Origin of the sequence: Streptomyces sp. S3(2020) (assembly GCF_013044505.1) — a bacterium.
In the GTDB taxonomy this organism is placed as follows: domain Bacteria; phylum Actinomycetota; class Actinomycetes; order Streptomycetales; family Streptomycetaceae; genus Streptomyces.
The window spans coordinates 12,508-28,363 of record NZ_JABERD010000054.1 but is presented as its reverse complement, the minus strand read 5'-3'; the positions used below and the strand labels follow the sequence as shown (position 1 = coordinate 28,363).

The following is a 15,856-nucleotide window of genomic DNA, read 5'->3' as shown; positions in this document are numbered from 1 at the left end:
GGCACCCTTCGGCCGTGACATCCTGACCGGGTGAACGGACCGGAGATCCACGTCGAATTCGCCCTCAGGCTGGCCCTGTTCGTCCCGCACGAACGCCGCCACGGCTCCACCACGGTCATCACCGACGGCGTCTCGACCCTCGGCCATGTCGTCGAGTCCCTCGGCGTACCCCTGACCGAGGTCGGCACCCTCCTGGTGGCGGGCCGCGAGGTACCCAGGTCCTACGTCCCCGCCGCCGGCGACTCCGTGGCCGTACGGGACGTCGAACGCCCCCAGCGGGTGCCCGGCGCCCCCCTGCGCTTCCTCCTCGACGTCCACCTCGGCACCCTCGCCCGCCGACTGCGGCTGCTCGGCGTGGACACGGCGTACGAGTCGACGGACATCGGCGACCCGGCCCTCGCCACCCGCTCCGCCGTCCAGCAGCGGGTCATGCTCAGCCGCGACCGGGGTCTGCTGCGCCGCCGCGAACTGTGGGCCGGCGCCTACGTCTACAGCACCCGCCCCGAGGAGCAGCTCCGCGACATCCTCGACCGGTTCCGCCCCGAGCTACGGCCCTGGACGCGCTGCACCGCCTGCAACGGCCTGCTCAGGGAGGCCACCAAGGAGGAGGTGGCGGACCAGCTGGCGGGCGGCACGCACCGGTCGTACGACGTGTTCGCGCAGTGCACCCAGTGCGGGCGCGCGTACTGGAAGGGCGCGCACCACGAACAGCTGGAGGCCATCGTGGCGCGCGCCCTGGCGGACTTCCCTAACGCTTCCTGAGGTCCGCCTTTCCGCAGGCGATCCCGTCCCCGTTGCGGTCGAGCCGCAGCGGGTCGTCCTTGCCGTTGACCTTGAGGCGGCCGTAGTCGTTCTTCCTCAGCCAGTCGCAGCGGGCCTTGGTGGTGGCCTTCACGGTCGGCGGGAAGTCGGTCGGCACACAGACGTTGATCGAGCCGTAGTGCCGGTCGCAGCCGGAGACGGTGACCGGGACCTTCTGCGAGGCGCGCTTCTTGCCGGGCTTGGTGACCTTGCCTTCGAGGGAGTCCGCGAAGGAGTGCACATGCGCCGAGGCGTCCGTCGCGCTGAGCGCCGAAGGTCCTTGCAGATGGACCCACTTGGCCACCGACGGCACTCCGTTGGCGTCGACCGCGAAGAGCATGTACCAGCCGGGCGGGGCCAGGTCGGGGTTGCTCGTCACGTTCAGGTCGACGTTGTCGCCGTCCACCGACAGCGGCAGATCGACGAACCGCTGGTTCGGGTCGGAGGAGTGCGTCACCGCGGCCGGGCGGATCAACTCGGCCTTGGCGATGGGCCGGTCGACGGTGATCCGCTGGGTGTCGCCGTAGGTCCACTCGGTGTCGATGACCGAAGTGATCGCCGGACGCGCGCCCTTGAGGAGATAGGGCGGGGTGTAGATCGACACGTTGTGGTTCCAGGTGCCGTTGCCCGGGTTGTCGCCGGTCGTCATCACCCGGCCGTCCGGCAGCAGGAACGCCGAGGAGTGGTAGCCGCGGGCCTCGGGGTCGGCGGCCACCGGGTCGAAGGTGTTGGTGTCGGGGTCGTAGATCGACGACTCGTACACCGGGTCCGCCCGGTTGTGCAGCGCACCGCCCGTCTCCAGCACCTTGCCGTCGGGCAGCAGTACGGCGGAGACGTACATCTTGCCCTGGTTGCCGGTCTGCGCCTGCTTGCCGTTGCCGACGTCGACCGTGCCCTGCGGGAGCGGGGGCCCGGCGACATAGGACGGGCCGGCCTGCTTGAGGTCGATGACGTCGGTCAGCCGGTTCGCGTCCGGGTTGGAGTCGATGTTGCCGCCGCCGATCGTGAGGACCTTCTGGTCCTGCGCGGGCGGCAGCAGCACGCTCGCCGACTGGTCCCGCTCGTCCTTGTTCTGGAGCCCCGGGACCTGTGTGATCGTGTTGGCGTCGTAGTCGTAGATCGCACTGCCGGTGCCCGGGATGTTGTTGCCGAAGACATGGCTGCCCGAGTAGAAGAGACGGCCGTCCTGCATCAGGATCATCGACGGGTACAGACCCCAGTACGACCAGGTCTGGTTGACCTTCCAGAGCTCCAGCCACTTCTGCTCGGCGTCCGACCACAGCTCGGCGGTCACCGAACCGGTGGAGTCCTCGCGCAGCCCGCCGAAGGAGATGACGTCACCGTTGCCGAGGATCGTCGCCGACGGGTACCAGTGGCCGTCGTTCATGTCGTTGGTCTTGCTGTAAGTCTCGGTGACCGGATCGAAGACGTACGAGTCCTTGAACCCCTCGTAGCCGTGTCCGCCGGCGACGGGGTACGCCTTGTTCCCGCTCATCACCAGCACGCGCCCGTCCTGGAGCTGGACGTGCCCGGAGCAGAACATGTCCTTCGGGGTGGGGATCACCTTGTAGGTGCCGTTGACCGGGTCGTACACGGCCGAGGTGAAGGTGCCCGCGTTGAACTGCTCCTCGCTGTTGCCGGAGCCCGCGATCAGCAGCACCTTGCCGTTGTTGAGGACGACGGAGTGCATGGAGCGCACCGGGTTCTGGGTGGGCAGCACGTCCCAGCGGCCGTTGGCGCACTGCTCGGCGGTGCCCGTGCACTGCGGTACGGGGACGGGGTCGGCGACCTGCTCCATGGTGTAGTCGTCGGTGGTGGCGGATCCGGTGCCGTAGACGGAGACACCCCAGGTGATGCGGTCGGTACCGGTGGGGACCTCCGGCGTGCGGACGCTCGCCTCGGTCCAGCTCCCGGCGAGCTCCAGGGTCTTCAGGTCCGTCCAGTACTGCCAGCCGGCCGTCGTGTCGTGCCGGAACAGCGTGAGGGCCGTGTCCGGGGTCGTCGACTTGTACCAGAGGCTCAGGTCGTACTGCTTGCCCGCGGTGACGACCGGGGCGCACGCCGTCGACTCGGTGATCAGGGCCTTGCGGTCGCCGTCGGCCCGGCGGGTCAGCTCGACCTTCATGGCCTTGGAGCCGGAGTGGGCGTCGGAGGTGGTGGTGAAGGTGAAGTCGTTGTCGCCCCAGCCGGACTTCTCCCAGCAGAACGGCATGTCGCCGGTGCCGGCGGTCTCGAAGCCGGGGTTCTGGATGAGGTTGGCGGCCGAGGCGGGCTGAGGTGTGATCAGAAGAAGGCCGGCGGTGAGGGCGCCCACTCCGAGCAGGGCGGTTCTCCGTCTGAGCTTCATACGGTGCGGCTCCTGTTTCTGCGCGGCAGGTAGACCAGCGCTTCGGTCCCGACGAAGCGCAGGACGAACGTCGTCACCAGCGCGAGCGCGGTGGCCGACAGCACGCCTATCCCGAACCGGTGCACGAACAGCGCGATCAGCGGGATGCGCAGCACCAGGTCGGCGTTGGCGAGCAGGGCGAACCGCCCTGCGCGGTCCCACCAGCGCCGGTGGAGGCGGCGGTCGCGGAACAGCAGATGCTCGATCAGCAGGAAGTTCCAGGCGACGCCGAGCTGGTTGGCGAGGATCTCGGCCGGTACGTAGTGCATACCGAGGACGGTGAGGACGTACAGCCCGAGCAGGTTGGGCACGAAGCCGGTCGCGCCGATCAGGCCGAAGCCGACCATGCGGGCGACCGGCGAGGCGGTGCGCAGACCGACCAGGTGGCGCAGGAAGCGCAGCCCCTCCTGGGCACTGGACTTGGACTCGCCCGCGTACCGGTCCTGGAAGACGAAGGGCACCTCGGTGACCGCGCGGGGGCGGCTGCGGACGGCGAGTTCGAGGAGGATCTTGTAGCCGAGGGGCCGCAGGACGTCGGCCGTGATGTCGCTGCGGCGGATCGCGAAGAAGCCGCTCATCGGGTCGCTGATGCCGTGCAGCCGGCGCGGGAAGAGGGACTTGGTCAGCCAGGTGGCCGCTCTGGACACGGCGACGCGGTAGCTGCCGGCGAGCCCGGCGCGGCTGCCGCCCTTGATGTACCGGGAGGCGACGACGAGCCCGGCGTTCGCCCGCTCTCCCGTCGCGACCAACTCCGGTACCAGGGACGGCGGATGCTGGCAGTCGCCGTCCATCACGACGACCCAGTCCGACCCGGCCGCCTTCATTCCCTCCACGACCGCCCCGCCGAGCCCGCCGACCGGCTCGTCCCGGTGCAGCACGGTCACCGGGAACGGGCAGTCCTTGGCGGCCTCGTAGATCACTTCGGGGGTGTCGTCGGTGGAGTCGTCCACGAAGACGACCTCGCAGGGCAGCCGGGACGGCACCGACTCGGTGATCTGACGCAGGAGTTGACGAATGTTCGCGGACTCGTTGTACGTCGGCACGACGATGGTGACGGCACCGGGCTCGGGGATCTCGGTCGCCCGTACGTCCGGGACGGGCGCGGTGTACTCGTGGGTCATCGAACGCCTCCGGAGACGGTCTGGATCTGCCGGATCTCGATCCGGTCCGCACCGGTGCCGAAGACGGCGACCGGCGTCGAGTGCTGGATGGCGGCTTTGACGTTGGGCAGGTCGGCCGCGTCGCGCCGCACGGTCGGGGAGGCCACGACGTAGTCGAGGTCCTTCCAGCCGTTCGGCATCGTCTTGGTCACCGCCGGGTCGAGGTCGGCCTTGTAGAACCAGATGGCGCCGAGCCCCGGCCGGTACCCGGCGTGCACCAGGTCCAGCCAGAGCGCGTCGTCCACGAGTACCCGCGCCTTCTCCGGCCGCTCCACCTCGGTCGCCAGCCACTTGGAGGCGGCCTGGTAGGGCGCGTTGGCGTCGGCGGTGACGGCGGTGCGGTCGCCGTCGTACCAGCGCGGTACGACATAGGCGCCGGCGCCGATCGCGAGGACGGCGGCGAGGGCGTACCGGCCTCCCCGGGGCAGCCGGTGGCTTCTGCGCAGGACGGCGTGGGCGACGGAGGCGGTGCCCCCGGCCAGGACGAGCGCGAGGAACGGCAGGGCCTGGATGACGTACATCGCGGGCAGATAGCCGCTCGGGCGCAGGGCGAGCGCGGCGAGGATCGCGACGGTCAGGGCCGGTCCGGCCAGCGCGCGGGCGGTCACCGACCAGCGCCAGGTGACCAGCAGCAGAAGCGCGCCGACGAGACCGCCCAGGGGCAGGACCCGGTCGTAGTAGAGCCACGACTGGAGCACCCCGTGCGAGCCGGACCCCTGGTCGAGGATGAAGCCCGAACCGGGCCTGGTCATCTGGTACTTGACCCCGTCCCAGAGCGACACATGCCCGCTGCCGGGCAGCAACTCGCCCTTGAGCAGGGCGAAGAGCGGGTACGCGAAGCCGATCAGCGCGCACGCCGTGATCGCGCCGGTGAGGGCGAACTTACGGGTGTCCCGGTGACTGTGGCGCCACATGGTGAGCAGCAGCGCGGGCAGGACGACGAGCATCGTCTCCTTGGTGAGGACGGCCGTCGCGGCGGCGATGCCCGCACCGAAGTGGTGCCAGAGGTGGCGGCTCGGGGACGCGGCGAGGGTGAACGCGAGGAGCGTCCACATCACCGCGAGGTTGTCGAGGAAGATCTCCCGCTGGAGGACCACGGAGAGCGGGGAGAGCCCGAACAGGGCCATGCCGAGCCCGGCGGCCCAGCGCGGCAGGGAGAGCCGGCGTCCGAGGACGTACACGAGGACCGCGCTGATCCCGCTGATCAGCAGCATCGTGGCGCGCATCGAGCCGACGGTCATCGACTCGGGGCTGAGCATCTTCGGTATCCAGGTGAGCAGGGCTATCTGGATCCAGCCGAGCGGCGGGTGGTCGTACCAGTAGGTGTAGTGGGCCAGGCCCTTGCCCTCCTGGACGGCCCAGGCCTGGGCGAGGTAGGTGCCCTCGTCGTCGCTGAGGGTCGGGTAGTCGGCGATGTTCCAGCCCTGGACGGTGAGGATCGCGACGAGGAGCACACCGCAGAGGAGGAGGTCGGGGCGCACCGACGGCGTCGTTCGACTGGTCGAACGCGCTTCAGGCGCAGGCTGCCGCTGCGCGGGGACCTGGGGAGCGGTCACCGCGGGGAGGGTGGAGGTCACGCAGGGACGTCCTCTCGGATTGCCGGTGTCTCGTTCAGATGCGCGCCGACATGAGTGGTCAACTCCCAGTCGGTCCGGCCGCGTTGCTCACGCCATACGGCGCGGACGGCGGCCCCGGCGAGGAGCACCTGGTAGAAGGGGCCGCCCACGACGAGCTTGAGGTAGTGGACGAAGCGGACGCGAAGGCCGTACTGCTTGCCGAAGTCGTGCAGTCCGACGACCTCGAAGACGAAGGTGACCAGGGCGGTGACGGCCGGCAGGAAGGTGATGAAGGCGACGCCGACGGGCACGTCGAGGAAGAGCGCGATCGCGGCGTTGAGCGGGATGACGACACCGGAGAAGGCCTGGAGGAACGGCGTCATGAGGGTGTAGCGGGCGAGCAACCGCTGTCCCAGACCGGGGAGTTGCTTCCAGTCCCCCTTCCGGTAGACCTGGAGGAAGCCCTGGTTCCAGCGGGTGCGCTGCTTGAGCAGCGACATGAGCGAGCCGGGGGTCTCCTCCCGGGTCACCATGTCGGAGTCGTAGGCGACGACGACCTTCTTGCCGACGCTGGAGAGCCGTACGCCCAGGTCGCAGTCCTCGGCGAGGCAGTCGGGGTCCCAGCCCCCGGCCTCCTTGAGGGTGTCGGTCCGTACGAAGACGGTGTTGCCGCCGAGCGGGATGAACCCCTTCTGCGCGTGCAGGTGCAGCCGGGAGCGGAACCAGAAGAAGTACTCCAGGCAGTTGCGCAGGCTGTACCAGCTGGAGTGGAAGTTGATGAGCTGCACTCCGCCCTGGACGACGTCGGCCCCGGTGGTCCTGAAGGCGTGGTCGACATGGGCGAGGAGCTCGGGGTGGACCTGGTCCTCGGCGTCGAAGACCCCGACGACATCGCCGCGGCAGTGCGGCAGCGCCGTGTTCATGGCCTTCGGCTTGTTCTTCTTCTCGTGGGTGTCGACGACGACACGGACCCGGGGGTCACGCGCCGCGGCCCGCTCGGCCACCGCCGTGGTCTCCGGGTCGTCGTGCCCGACGATGACGATGATCTCGAAGTCGGTGTGGCTGGATTCCAGCAGCCGCTGGATGGTGTGGTCCAGCACGGCCTGTTCGTGCCGCGCGGGCAGCAGCAGCGAGAACGACACGTGCTCGCCGCCGTCCGGCCTGCTGAACCGGGTGGAGGCGAGCACCTCGGGCGTACGCCACGCGTGCATCTGCCACCACAGGGTGAACGCCGCCATCCAGAACAAGGCGAGCGAGACGGCGGCGATGAAGACAGACGTCAGCAACAGATCCCCCCAGATCCCGAAAACCCCCTGTCACGACGGTCCGTCACATCCGCCGTGATCACTGTGGAGAGGTTATGGGTGATCTGTGAACTGTGGGATCTGTTCCAATAAATAGTATGTTTCGGAGGAGTGTGGTGACTTAGGGGCGAATCCGAACACCGGATGACGGCAGGGTGAAGACGTTTCAGCCGCTCAGCGCGGCGCGCAGCCGGTCCGGGTCGGTCGTCGGGGCGTCACAGGTGAAGTTACGGCAGACGTACGCGGTCGGTTCACCGCCGACGAGGGGCCGGTCGGCGAGCAGGGGCAACTCGTCACTCCCCGTCGCCCCGACGGCGACCACGGCACCGGGCGCGGTGCCCAGAAGTGCCGTACGGTGCAAGACCTTTGTGCCCGGGTCGTCGAGCGCGGGCCCGACGACCGCGACCTCCCGCGGCCCGTCGAGCAGCGCCTCGGCGACGGCGAGCCCCCACCCGATGAACCGCGGCACCCGCGGCCCGAGCGCCTTGACGACCCCGAGGGCCCGCTCGGCGGCGGCGCGATGGGGTGCGGCACCGGTCTGGGCGGCGTAGCTCAGCAGGGCGCCCGCGGCGGCGGTCCATCCCGAAGGGACCGCGTTGTCGGTGGGGTCCTGCGGACGCCGGATCAGCCGCTCGGCATCGGAGGCGGTGTCGAACAGCGCACCGGACTCCGCGTCCACGAACCGTGCGAGGACGTGGTCGAGCAGGAAGCCGGCGAACTCCAGCCAGACCCCTTCACCGGTGACGGAGGCCAGGGCGAGGAACCCTTCCGCGACATCGGCGTAGTCCTCCAACACCCCCGCGTTGGCCCCGACATGACCGTCCTTGCTGGTACGCGAGAGCCGCGCCTGCTCGTCGAGATGCAGCCGTACGAGGAGGTCGGCGGCCCCGACCGCGGCGTCGACGAGGTCAGGCCGGTCGAAGTACGCGCCGGTCTCGGCGAGCGCGGCGATCGCGAGCCCGTTCCAGGCGGCCACGACCTTGTCGTCCCGGCCGGGAGCGGGGCGCTGGGCCCGCGCCCCGAGCAGCCGCCCCTTGACGGACTCGATCTGCCCGGCGTCGAACACACCCTCATGCTGCGGGAGTTGAAGGACGGAGGCGCCTTCCTCGAAGGTGCCCTCCTCGGTGACGCCGAAGTAGTGCGCGGCGAGTTCGGCGTCCTGGGCACCGAGGACCTCGGTGAGCTGCTCGGGCGTCCAGACGTAGTAGGCCCCCTCGACATGCCTGCCGCTGCCGTCCTCACTGTCGGCATCGAGCGCGGAGGCGAACCCCCCTTCCGGGGTGCGCAGTTCGCGCACCATGAAGTCGGCGGTCTCCAGGGCCACCCGGCGGGCCAGTTCGGAGCCGGTGGTGCGCCAGAGGTGGGCGTAGACGCGGCAGAGCAGGGCGTTGTCGTAGAGCATCTTCTCGAAGTGCGGCACGACCCACTCTCGGTCGACGGAGTACCTGGCGAACCCGCCCCCGAGCTGGTCGTAGATCCCGCCCCGGGCCATCCGCTCGCAGGTGTCCTGCGCCATCTGCAACGCGCCCTCGGATCCGGTGCGGGCGTGATGCCGCAGCAGGAACTCGACGACCATGGACGGCGGGAACTTGGGCGCCCCGCCGAATCCGCCGCGCTGCGGGTCGTACTCCCGGGTCAGTCCGAGCAGCGCCTTGGCGAGCTCCTCCTCGCCGGGTGCCTGGGCGTCGCCGTAGCCGATCTCCCGTCCGGCGAGATCCCGCACGATCTTCCCGGCCACCTCGGCGACCTCACCGCGCTTGTCGCTCCAGGCGCTGTGCACACCTTCCAGAACCTGCCGGAAGGACGGCATGCCATGCCGGGGCTCGGGCGGGAAGTACGTGCCGAAGTAGAAGGGTTCGGCGTCCGCGGTGAGGAACACGGTCATGGGCCAGCCACCCTGCCCGGTGGCGGCCTGGACGGCCTCCATGTAGACGGCGTCGATGTCGGGGCGTTCCTCGCGGTCGACCTTGATGTTGACGAAGTGGGCGTTCATGTAGGCGGCGACTGCTTCGTCCTCGAAACTCTCCCGCGCCAGCACATGGCACCAGTGGCAGCTGGAATACCCGACGCTCAGATGCACCGGAACATCTCGGCGTCGCGCCTCCGCGAAGGCCGCTTCCGACCAGGGCCACCAGTCGACGGGGTTGTCGGCGTGCTGGAGGAGGTACGGGGATGTCTCATTGGCCAGTCGGTTCGGCATGGGTCCATCCTGCCTGAGAGCCCGGACTGACTGGGGGACGGAGATGCCCTCCACACCACACGGGTTCGACTCGTGAGAAGTCCCAGGAAGGCTCGCCCTTCACACCCGGCCGGACATCACAGCGGGTGAACACCGTCGCGATGATCTTTCGCTTCTCCTGGAGATCCATCTCCCCGGCGTGCCAGCGACGCCGAACGGCCTCGGACGGCTGCGCTTGTCCCGCCGCTTCGGAGAACAGGAGCCGCTCGAGCGCTTCGTCGGCCAACGGCCCACTGATGCTGCACCGTCTGCATTCGCGACAGGAGTAGACGTAGGGACTCCTCCGACTTCTCCCCTTCTGAGCACACAACCGGCCACGGCAGACCGTGCCGTCCTGCCGGTTCGCTCCACACCTGAGGATGCCGCTGGCCAGATGACGGGGAGCAGCCCTCGTCTCGGTGAGTCTGGGAGTTCCGCTACCCCTGTGCATGTAGAGGTTGCCTGGGGAGAAGGTCGCACACACCGCCTGCCACTGGTCCGGCGTCACGATCGGTTGCCACTGCCCGAGCACCGGGTGCCCTGTTTCCGGCACCAGTAGAAGCTCACCTCTGTTGGCGCGATAGCCGCACACTCTGGGCGCGGTCATGATCTGTGTGACGGTCTGCGGATTGGGCCCGCCACCCCGTGTTCCAGTCACACCGAGGGCGCACCATTCAAGTGCGATGGCACTGACCGTTCGCCCGCCCGTACGGTCGGCGATGGCCTTCTCGACGAGTGGCGCTTCGACGGGGTGCACGGTGATCCTGTCGTCCTTCCACCCGAAGGGACGTGGTCCACTGTGCGGAACGCCTTCGGCGGCCCGTGCCCAGTGCCAGTTCGTCAGCCTCTGACTCCTGACCCGCGTCTCGGTCTCTGCCGCCTCCAGCGATCGCACGGCTTGCAGCAGCCCCTCTTGCGAGTACGGGTCCCGGACACCTCGCGGATCGATGTGGACACGTCCCGGCTGACGGGTCAGGGCGCTGAAGAACCGCGCCAGGTCCTCCGCTCGGCGATACAGCCGGTCGTCCGCCACACAGACGACCCCCTCGACAACCTGGCCGTCCGTGGTGCACCCGCGCTCCAAGTCCTCGACCAATTGGTCGAATCCGGGTCTCACCACTCCCTCCTTGGAAGCACTGCGGCCGTTGTCGACGTACACGGCGACGATTCGGCAGCCCTGCTGGTGGGCGGTCCGTTCATTGATCCGCAGTTGGTGGCGCACCCCGTGTCCGTCCCGCTGCCGGAAGTCCTCCGACGTACGAGCGTAGGACGCCACCGGAATCCATTCCGTCGGCTCGTTCGCCGCCCCTTGGCTCACAGCTCCCCATTCGACAGTTCGCCCGACAGTCACAGAAACGATCGAGTGATCTCAAGGTCACCGCACCGGATCCGTTGATCGCGGCCCTCTCGCGTTCACGCCCCTCCCGAAGGACACTCATAGGCAAAGGAGTTGTCACCGGAGGGGGACGTGACATGCGGGACAGCCATCGGGTGGACGCCGAGCGGCTGTTGGCACGGGCCGTGGAGGAGGAGGTGCGGCGCTCCGGCGGGCGTACCGACGGGCCGGTGCTGATGGCGCGAGGACGGGGAGCACTGGATGCCATGGCGCAGAGCTCCGCGGAGGAGTACGAGGCCTACACGCGCGCGCTGGACGAGGCGGCGGCCGGCCAGCTCACGTTCGGACAGCGGTACGCGAAGGAGGGCGGCGGAACTCCGCTGATGGTGGCGGGCGTCGCCGCCCTCGCCGCCGTCGTCACGGACCTGGCGCTCGGTACCGGCGCGGGCACGGCACTCGGTGCCGGCGCGGCCGTCGGCGTGGTGGGCGCCGCGGCGACCGTGGTGAAGGTCGCCGGCGCGCATCTGCCGGCCGCGCATCATCAGGCGGGCGCGGTGGGACAGCCGGGCGGGCCCGAGCAGTTGCGGCTGGCGTGGCTGACGGCGCTGGAGGTACGCGGCATCCGCCCGTTCCTCGACCAGCAGCGGGTGCTGAGCGCCTCGACGGGGCCGAAGAAGACCGGGCCGCGGCTGAAGGGCGCCGACAAGAGCGCGGCGGCGCGCGGCCGGAACCTGCTCCAGCAGTCGTTCGGTCAACTCCCCGAGCCGGTGGCCGCGTTCGCGGGCCGGCGGCAGGAGATGGGGCGGATCCGGCAGTGGGTGCAGGCGGCCCGGGCCAGCACGGAGACCCGGCCGACGGTGGTCGTGCTGCACGGCTCGTCCGGCAGCGGCCGCACCGCCCTCGCGCTCCATGCGGCCCACGACCTGAAGGACTACTTCCGCGGCGCCTGCGTCGTGGACCTGCGCGGCGACAGCCCGGAGGAACCGCCGCTGTCGACGCGGGACGCCCTGCTGCATCTGCTCAACCGGCTGGGCGCGCCCCGCGAGCAGCTCCTCTTCCGTGAGCGCTCCTCACCGGACCAACAGGTCAAGCGGCTGGGCGAGTTGTACCACCAGCACCTGACGGGGCTGCCGGTGACGATCGTCCTGGACGACGCCTCGGACCCCGAACAGGTCCGCACCCTGGTCCCCGAGCGCTCCGACAGCCTGGTGCTGGTCACCGCCCGCACCTCTCTGGACCTGCCCGCCGATCTGCCCGCGTGGGTGCACCAGTTGCCGGTCGAGGCGCTGGACGCGGCGGGCGCGGAGGAACTGCTCGGGGCGGCGGCGCAGGACGCGTCGGGCCCGTACGACGCCGATGCGTCCGAGCGGATACGGGAGCTGTGCGGCGGCCTGCCGCTGGCGCTGCGGGTCGCGGGTTCGTCCCTCGGCCCGCGCTCACCGCGCGTGCTCGCCTCGGATCTGGGGGCGTACGGTCCGGTGGAGCCGGTCGAGCGGGTGCTGTGGCTGCGTTACACCGACCAGTCGGACACGGCTCGCCGTCTCCTGCGGCGCCTGGCCCTCGCCGGCCGGGCGTCCCTGGGCGCGGCGGCGGCCGCGGCGCTCCTGGCCACCGACCAGGCCGAGGCCACCCGCCAGTTGGTCGCGCTGTCCCGGGCGGGCCTGATCGACCATGTCCGCGGGGACCGCTACCGCCTGCACGACCTCGTCCGCGCCTTCTCCCAGGCCCGCCTCCTGGACGAGGAGGAACCGGCGGAGCGCAACTCCGCGCAGGAACGTCTCATCGTGAACTACGCCGAGCTGGCCGACTCGGTCCTGCGCCTGGTCGACGGCAACATGTCGACCCGCTCGGACCGCTTCAGTCCGCACGGCTTCACCTCCCTGGACGAGGCGCTGCGCTGGCTGGACGACGAGTCGAGCTTCATCACCTCGACCCTGCGGCACGCGGAGGGCGTGAACCAGGGCGCGGTGCTCAACCTCCTGGGCGCCCTGTGCGACTACTGCCTGCTCCGCGGTGACCTCTACCGCCTGGGCGAGATCAGCGAACTGGCGCAGGCGGTGGACCAAGGCCTGCTGCTGAGGTCGGTCCAGTGGCGCACCGGCATCGCGGCCCGCCAGCTCGGTGAGCTGGACAAGGCCCGTACGACCCTGACCTCGGTGGTCGACCTCTACATGGAGGCCCATCACGACGCGGGCGCGGCCCGCGCCCTGTGCTCCCTCGGCATCACCCTCCACCACCAGGGCAATCTGACGGAGGCCGCGACCAAGCTCCACGAGGCCCTGGACCTCCAGGCGGCCCCCGAACTGGCCACCGACCGCGCCTGGACCATGCACGCGCTGGCGGCGGTGGAACGCGACCGGGCGAGGGTGGCGGAGGCCATGGACCTCCTCACCCGGTCCCTGGTCCTGCACCGCGCGGGCGAGTCCGTGCACGGCGAGGCCTGGGCCCACTTCCAGCTCGGGCAGCTGGGCCTGCGCATGGGCGACGTCCCGCGCGCGGAGACCGAGCTGCGCACGGCCCTGGATCTGTACGGCCGCACCCGCGACACCCGTGGTGAGGCGTGGGCCCTGACCCAGCTGGCCCGCGCCCGGCTGGTCGCCGGCGACCCCTCCCCCGCGGTGGACGGCCTGCGCCAGGCGGCGTCCCGGCACCGCGACAACGAGGACGCCCGCGGCGAGGCGTGGACGGTGTACTACCTGGGCCAGGCGCTGGAGGAGACGGGCAACCTCGACCTGGCGGTACGGGAGCTGGAGCGGTCGAGGACCATGTTCTCCCGGATGCGGGACGTGTACGGCCTGGCCTGCGCCCGGCACCACTCGGCCCGGGTGACCCGTGACCAGCGGGCCTCGCAGACGGGCTCCCTGCGCAACTCGGGCTTCGCGCGCCAGCTCCTGGTCGACGCGCGCGCGGACTTCCAGCGCATCGGCGTCGCCCACGGCGAGGCCTGGACGTGTCTGGAGCTGGCCGTGGTCGACGCCGGCAACACCCGCACCCAGCAGGCACTGACCCTGTGCGACGACGCGATCGGCCTCTTCACCTCGTACGGAGACCGCCGCGGCGAGGACTGGGCCCGCTTCCTGCGCTGCACCCTGCTGCCGTACGCGGCACCGGGCGGCGTCGAGGTCGGCACCGCGGTGGCCCAGGAGGACCTGTCCCAACTGGGCCGGACCGGCCATCCGCTCCGGGACGAGAAACTCGACGACTACGTCGAGGCGTACCAACTGCTCCTGGAACGCGGCGTGAACCTGGAGGCCGGCTGGCAGGCCTGGCGCCTGGGCATGGTCCCCAACCGCCACGCCCGGGAGGTGATGGGGGTGCCGGTGGCTTCGGTACGGGGCTGAGGTCCGCGTTCCGCCGGGTCCCGCACTCCCGGTCACCGGGAGTGCGGTGGGTCAGCCCTTCTGCGGTTCCGCCCGGCCGGTGGCCTTCGCGTCGGCCGTGGTGGGCTCCGTCTCCGGGGACTCCTGGAAGTCGACCTTGCCCATGTGCTTGCTCATCGACTTCATCAGGACCCACACGGCCAGGGCCATCGCCGCGAAGACGATGAAACCGAGGACGCCGGGGGTGACCTTGTCCTCGTCGACCTCCTTGGCGAAGGTCGCGAAGTGGGTCATTGCCAGGCTCACGCTTGCGCTCATGTCAGGCATTGTCCCGGATGCCCGCGAAGAGGTCGTCCTCGGGGAGGGAGGTATCGACGAGGGACTTCGCGAGCTCGTACTCCTCCGTCGGCCAGACCTCCTTCTGGACCTCCATCGGAACCCGGAACCAGCCGCCGTCGGGGTCGATCTGCGTGGCGTGCGCGATCAGCGCCTTGTCACGGATCTCGAAGAAGTCGGCGCAGGGGATGTGCGTGGTCAGCGTGCGCTCGGTGCGCTCGATCTCGCTCCAGCGCTTGAGCCACTCTCCGTAGGGCGACTCCAGGCCGCGCTCCAGCATCGCGTTGTGCAGCGCCTCGGTGCGCTGCCGGTTGAAGCCCTGGTTGTAGTAGAGCTTCTGCGGCTGGTACGCCGGGCCGAACTCCCCCTCGGGGTACTTCTCGGCGTCCGCCGCACCCTCGAACGCCACCATCGAGATCTTGTGGGTCATGATGTGGTCGGGGTGCGGGTAGCCGCCGTTCTCGTCGTACGTCGTGATCACCTGCGGACGGAACGAGCGGATCTTCCGCACCAGCTCGCCGGCCGCCTTGTCGACGTCCTCCAGGGCGAAGCAGCCCTCGGGGAGCGGGGGCAGCGGGTCGCCCTCGGGCAGACCGGAGTCGACGAAACCGAGCCACTCCTGCCCCACGCCGAGGATCTCGCGGGCCTCGTCCATCTCCTTCTTGCGTACCTCGTGGATGTGCTCCTCGATGTACTTGTCGCCCTGCAGCTTCGGATTGAGGATGGAGCCGCGCTCCCCACCCGTGCAGGTCACGACCAGCACGTCCACCCCCTCGGACACGTACTTCGCCATGGTGGCCGCGCCCTTGCTCGACTCGTCGTCGGGGTGGGCGTGGACGGCCATCAGTCGCAGCTGGTCAGTCAAGACTCAATCCTCGGTAAGTCGGCGCCCCTGGTGTCAACCGGGGCGATCGGGGCTTCTATAGTGACCGAATCGGGGGACGAATAATTCCGGGGTCCGGCTTCGGTCCGGCTTCCTGCCGAGAGGACGATCATGAGTACGGCGAGCACGCGACTGCCCGAGGGCCGTTACGGCCGCTCCTCGGACGAGCGCGCCGACCACAAGCTCAAGATCGCCGGTGCCGTACTCGGGGCGCTATTGCTCGCGCTGGTGGGTTATTTCGCCTACTACTACGTCGGCCAGAACAAGATCAGCGCCGAGGTGATCAGCTTCGAGCAGGAGCAGGACGCCGTGAAGGTGCATCTGGAGGTCCGCAAGGACGCCGGCGCGAGCGGCTACTGCACCGTGCGTTCCCAGGCGGAGAGCGGTGCCGAGGTCGGCCGGGCCGACTTCCGCTTCGACGGGGACGCCACCCGTATCGACAGGCTCGTCACACTGCGCACGACGTCACCGGGCACGACCGCGGAGCTCCTCGGCTGTCACGCCGACTGACTCCGACCTGCACAGCCCGCATTACGTACACGCTGACCTGCGTTGA

Annotated in this window: 11 protein-coding genes; 3 read left to right on the top strand and 8 right to left on the bottom strand. The window is 69.9% G+C overall.

Annotated features, from left to right (window positions below):
• Positions 1-30: 30 nt before the first annotated feature.
• The gene (locus HLK59_RS19220) at positions 31-762 is read left to right on the top strand and encodes a Mut7-C RNAse domain-containing protein (protein WP_171142691.1); all 732 of its coding nucleotides are present in this window, start codon (positions 31-33) and stop codon (positions 760-762) included.
• Here HLK59_RS19220 and HLK59_RS19215 read toward each other — a convergent pair.
• The 6 genes from HLK59_RS19215 to HLK59_RS19190 all read right to left on the bottom strand — a co-directional run bounded on the left by HLK59_RS19215 (position 749) and on the right by HLK59_RS19190 (position 10,701).
• Positions 749-3,148 carry a galactose oxidase-like domain-containing protein gene (locus HLK59_RS19215; protein ID WP_171142690.1) on the bottom strand — a complete coding sequence of 800 codons (2,400 nt, stop codon included), beginning with the start codon at positions 3,146-3,148 and terminating at the stop codon, positions 749-751. The two genes, HLK59_RS19220 and HLK59_RS19215, sit on opposite strands and share 14 nt — an antisense overlap.
• Positions 3,145-4,308: a glycosyltransferase family 2 protein gene (locus tag HLK59_RS19210; RefSeq protein ID WP_171142689.1), complete on the bottom strand. Its 1,164-nt coding sequence runs from the start codon at positions 4,306-4,308 to the stop codon at positions 3,145-3,147. The genes HLK59_RS19215 and HLK59_RS19210 overlap by 4 nt, the downstream gene beginning before the upstream one ends.
• Entirely contained in the window at positions 4,305-5,924 is a 1,620-nt protein-coding gene (locus tag HLK59_RS19205) for a phospholipid carrier-dependent glycosyltransferase (RefSeq protein WP_171142688.1), read from the bottom strand. Before HLK59_RS19205 ends, HLK59_RS19210 begins: the two co-directional genes overlap by 4 nt.
• Complete coding sequence (locus tag HLK59_RS19200; RefSeq protein ID WP_171142687.1) at positions 5,921-7,189, bottom strand: glycosyltransferase; 1,269 nt, start codon at positions 7,187-7,189, stop codon at positions 5,921-5,923. The genes HLK59_RS19205 and HLK59_RS19200 overlap by 4 nt, the downstream gene beginning before the upstream one ends.
• Before the next feature lie 184 nt (positions 7,190-7,373).
• Complete coding sequence (locus HLK59_RS19195; RefSeq protein ID WP_171142686.1) at positions 7,374-9,407, bottom strand: thioredoxin domain-containing protein; 2,034 nt, start codon at positions 9,405-9,407, stop codon at positions 7,374-7,376.
• Positions 9,385-10,701 (bottom strand): recombinase family protein, encoded by a 1,317-nt coding sequence (locus tag HLK59_RS19190; protein ID WP_171142685.1) that lies wholly within the window; start codon positions 10,699-10,701, stop codon positions 9,385-9,387. The genes HLK59_RS19195 and HLK59_RS19190 overlap by 23 nt, the downstream gene beginning before the upstream one ends.
• 197 nt (positions 10,702-10,898) lie before the next feature.
• Between HLK59_RS19190 and HLK59_RS19185 the strand changes: the two genes are divergently transcribed.
• Positions 10,899-14,102: a tetratricopeptide repeat protein gene (locus HLK59_RS19185; protein ID WP_171142684.1), complete on the top strand. Its 3,204-nt coding sequence runs from the start codon at positions 10,899-10,901 to the stop codon at positions 14,100-14,102.
• 51 nt (positions 14,103-14,153) lie between these two features.
• Here the strand turns inward: HLK59_RS19185 and HLK59_RS19180 are convergent, their stop codons facing one another.
• Both HLK59_RS19180 and mca read right to left on the bottom strand, forming a co-directional pair.
• Positions 14,154-14,408, bottom strand: coding sequence for a hypothetical protein (locus HLK59_RS19180; protein WP_171142683.1), 255 nt, complete (start codon positions 14,406-14,408; stop codon positions 14,154-14,156).
• Positions 14,401-15,261, bottom strand: a complete 861-nt coding sequence (gene mca, locus HLK59_RS19175) for a mycothiol conjugate amidase Mca (protein ID WP_171142717.1) — start codon at positions 15,259-15,261, stop codon at positions 14,401-14,403. The genes HLK59_RS19180 and mca overlap by 8 nt, the downstream gene beginning before the upstream one ends.
• Before the next feature lie 150 nt (positions 15,262-15,411).
• Between mca and HLK59_RS19170 the strand changes: the two genes are divergently transcribed.
• Positions 15,412-15,810, top strand: coding sequence for a DUF4307 domain-containing protein (locus HLK59_RS19170; RefSeq protein WP_171142682.1), 399 nt, complete (start codon positions 15,412-15,414; stop codon positions 15,808-15,810).
• The last annotated feature ends 46 nt before the right edge of the window (positions 15,811-15,856 follow it).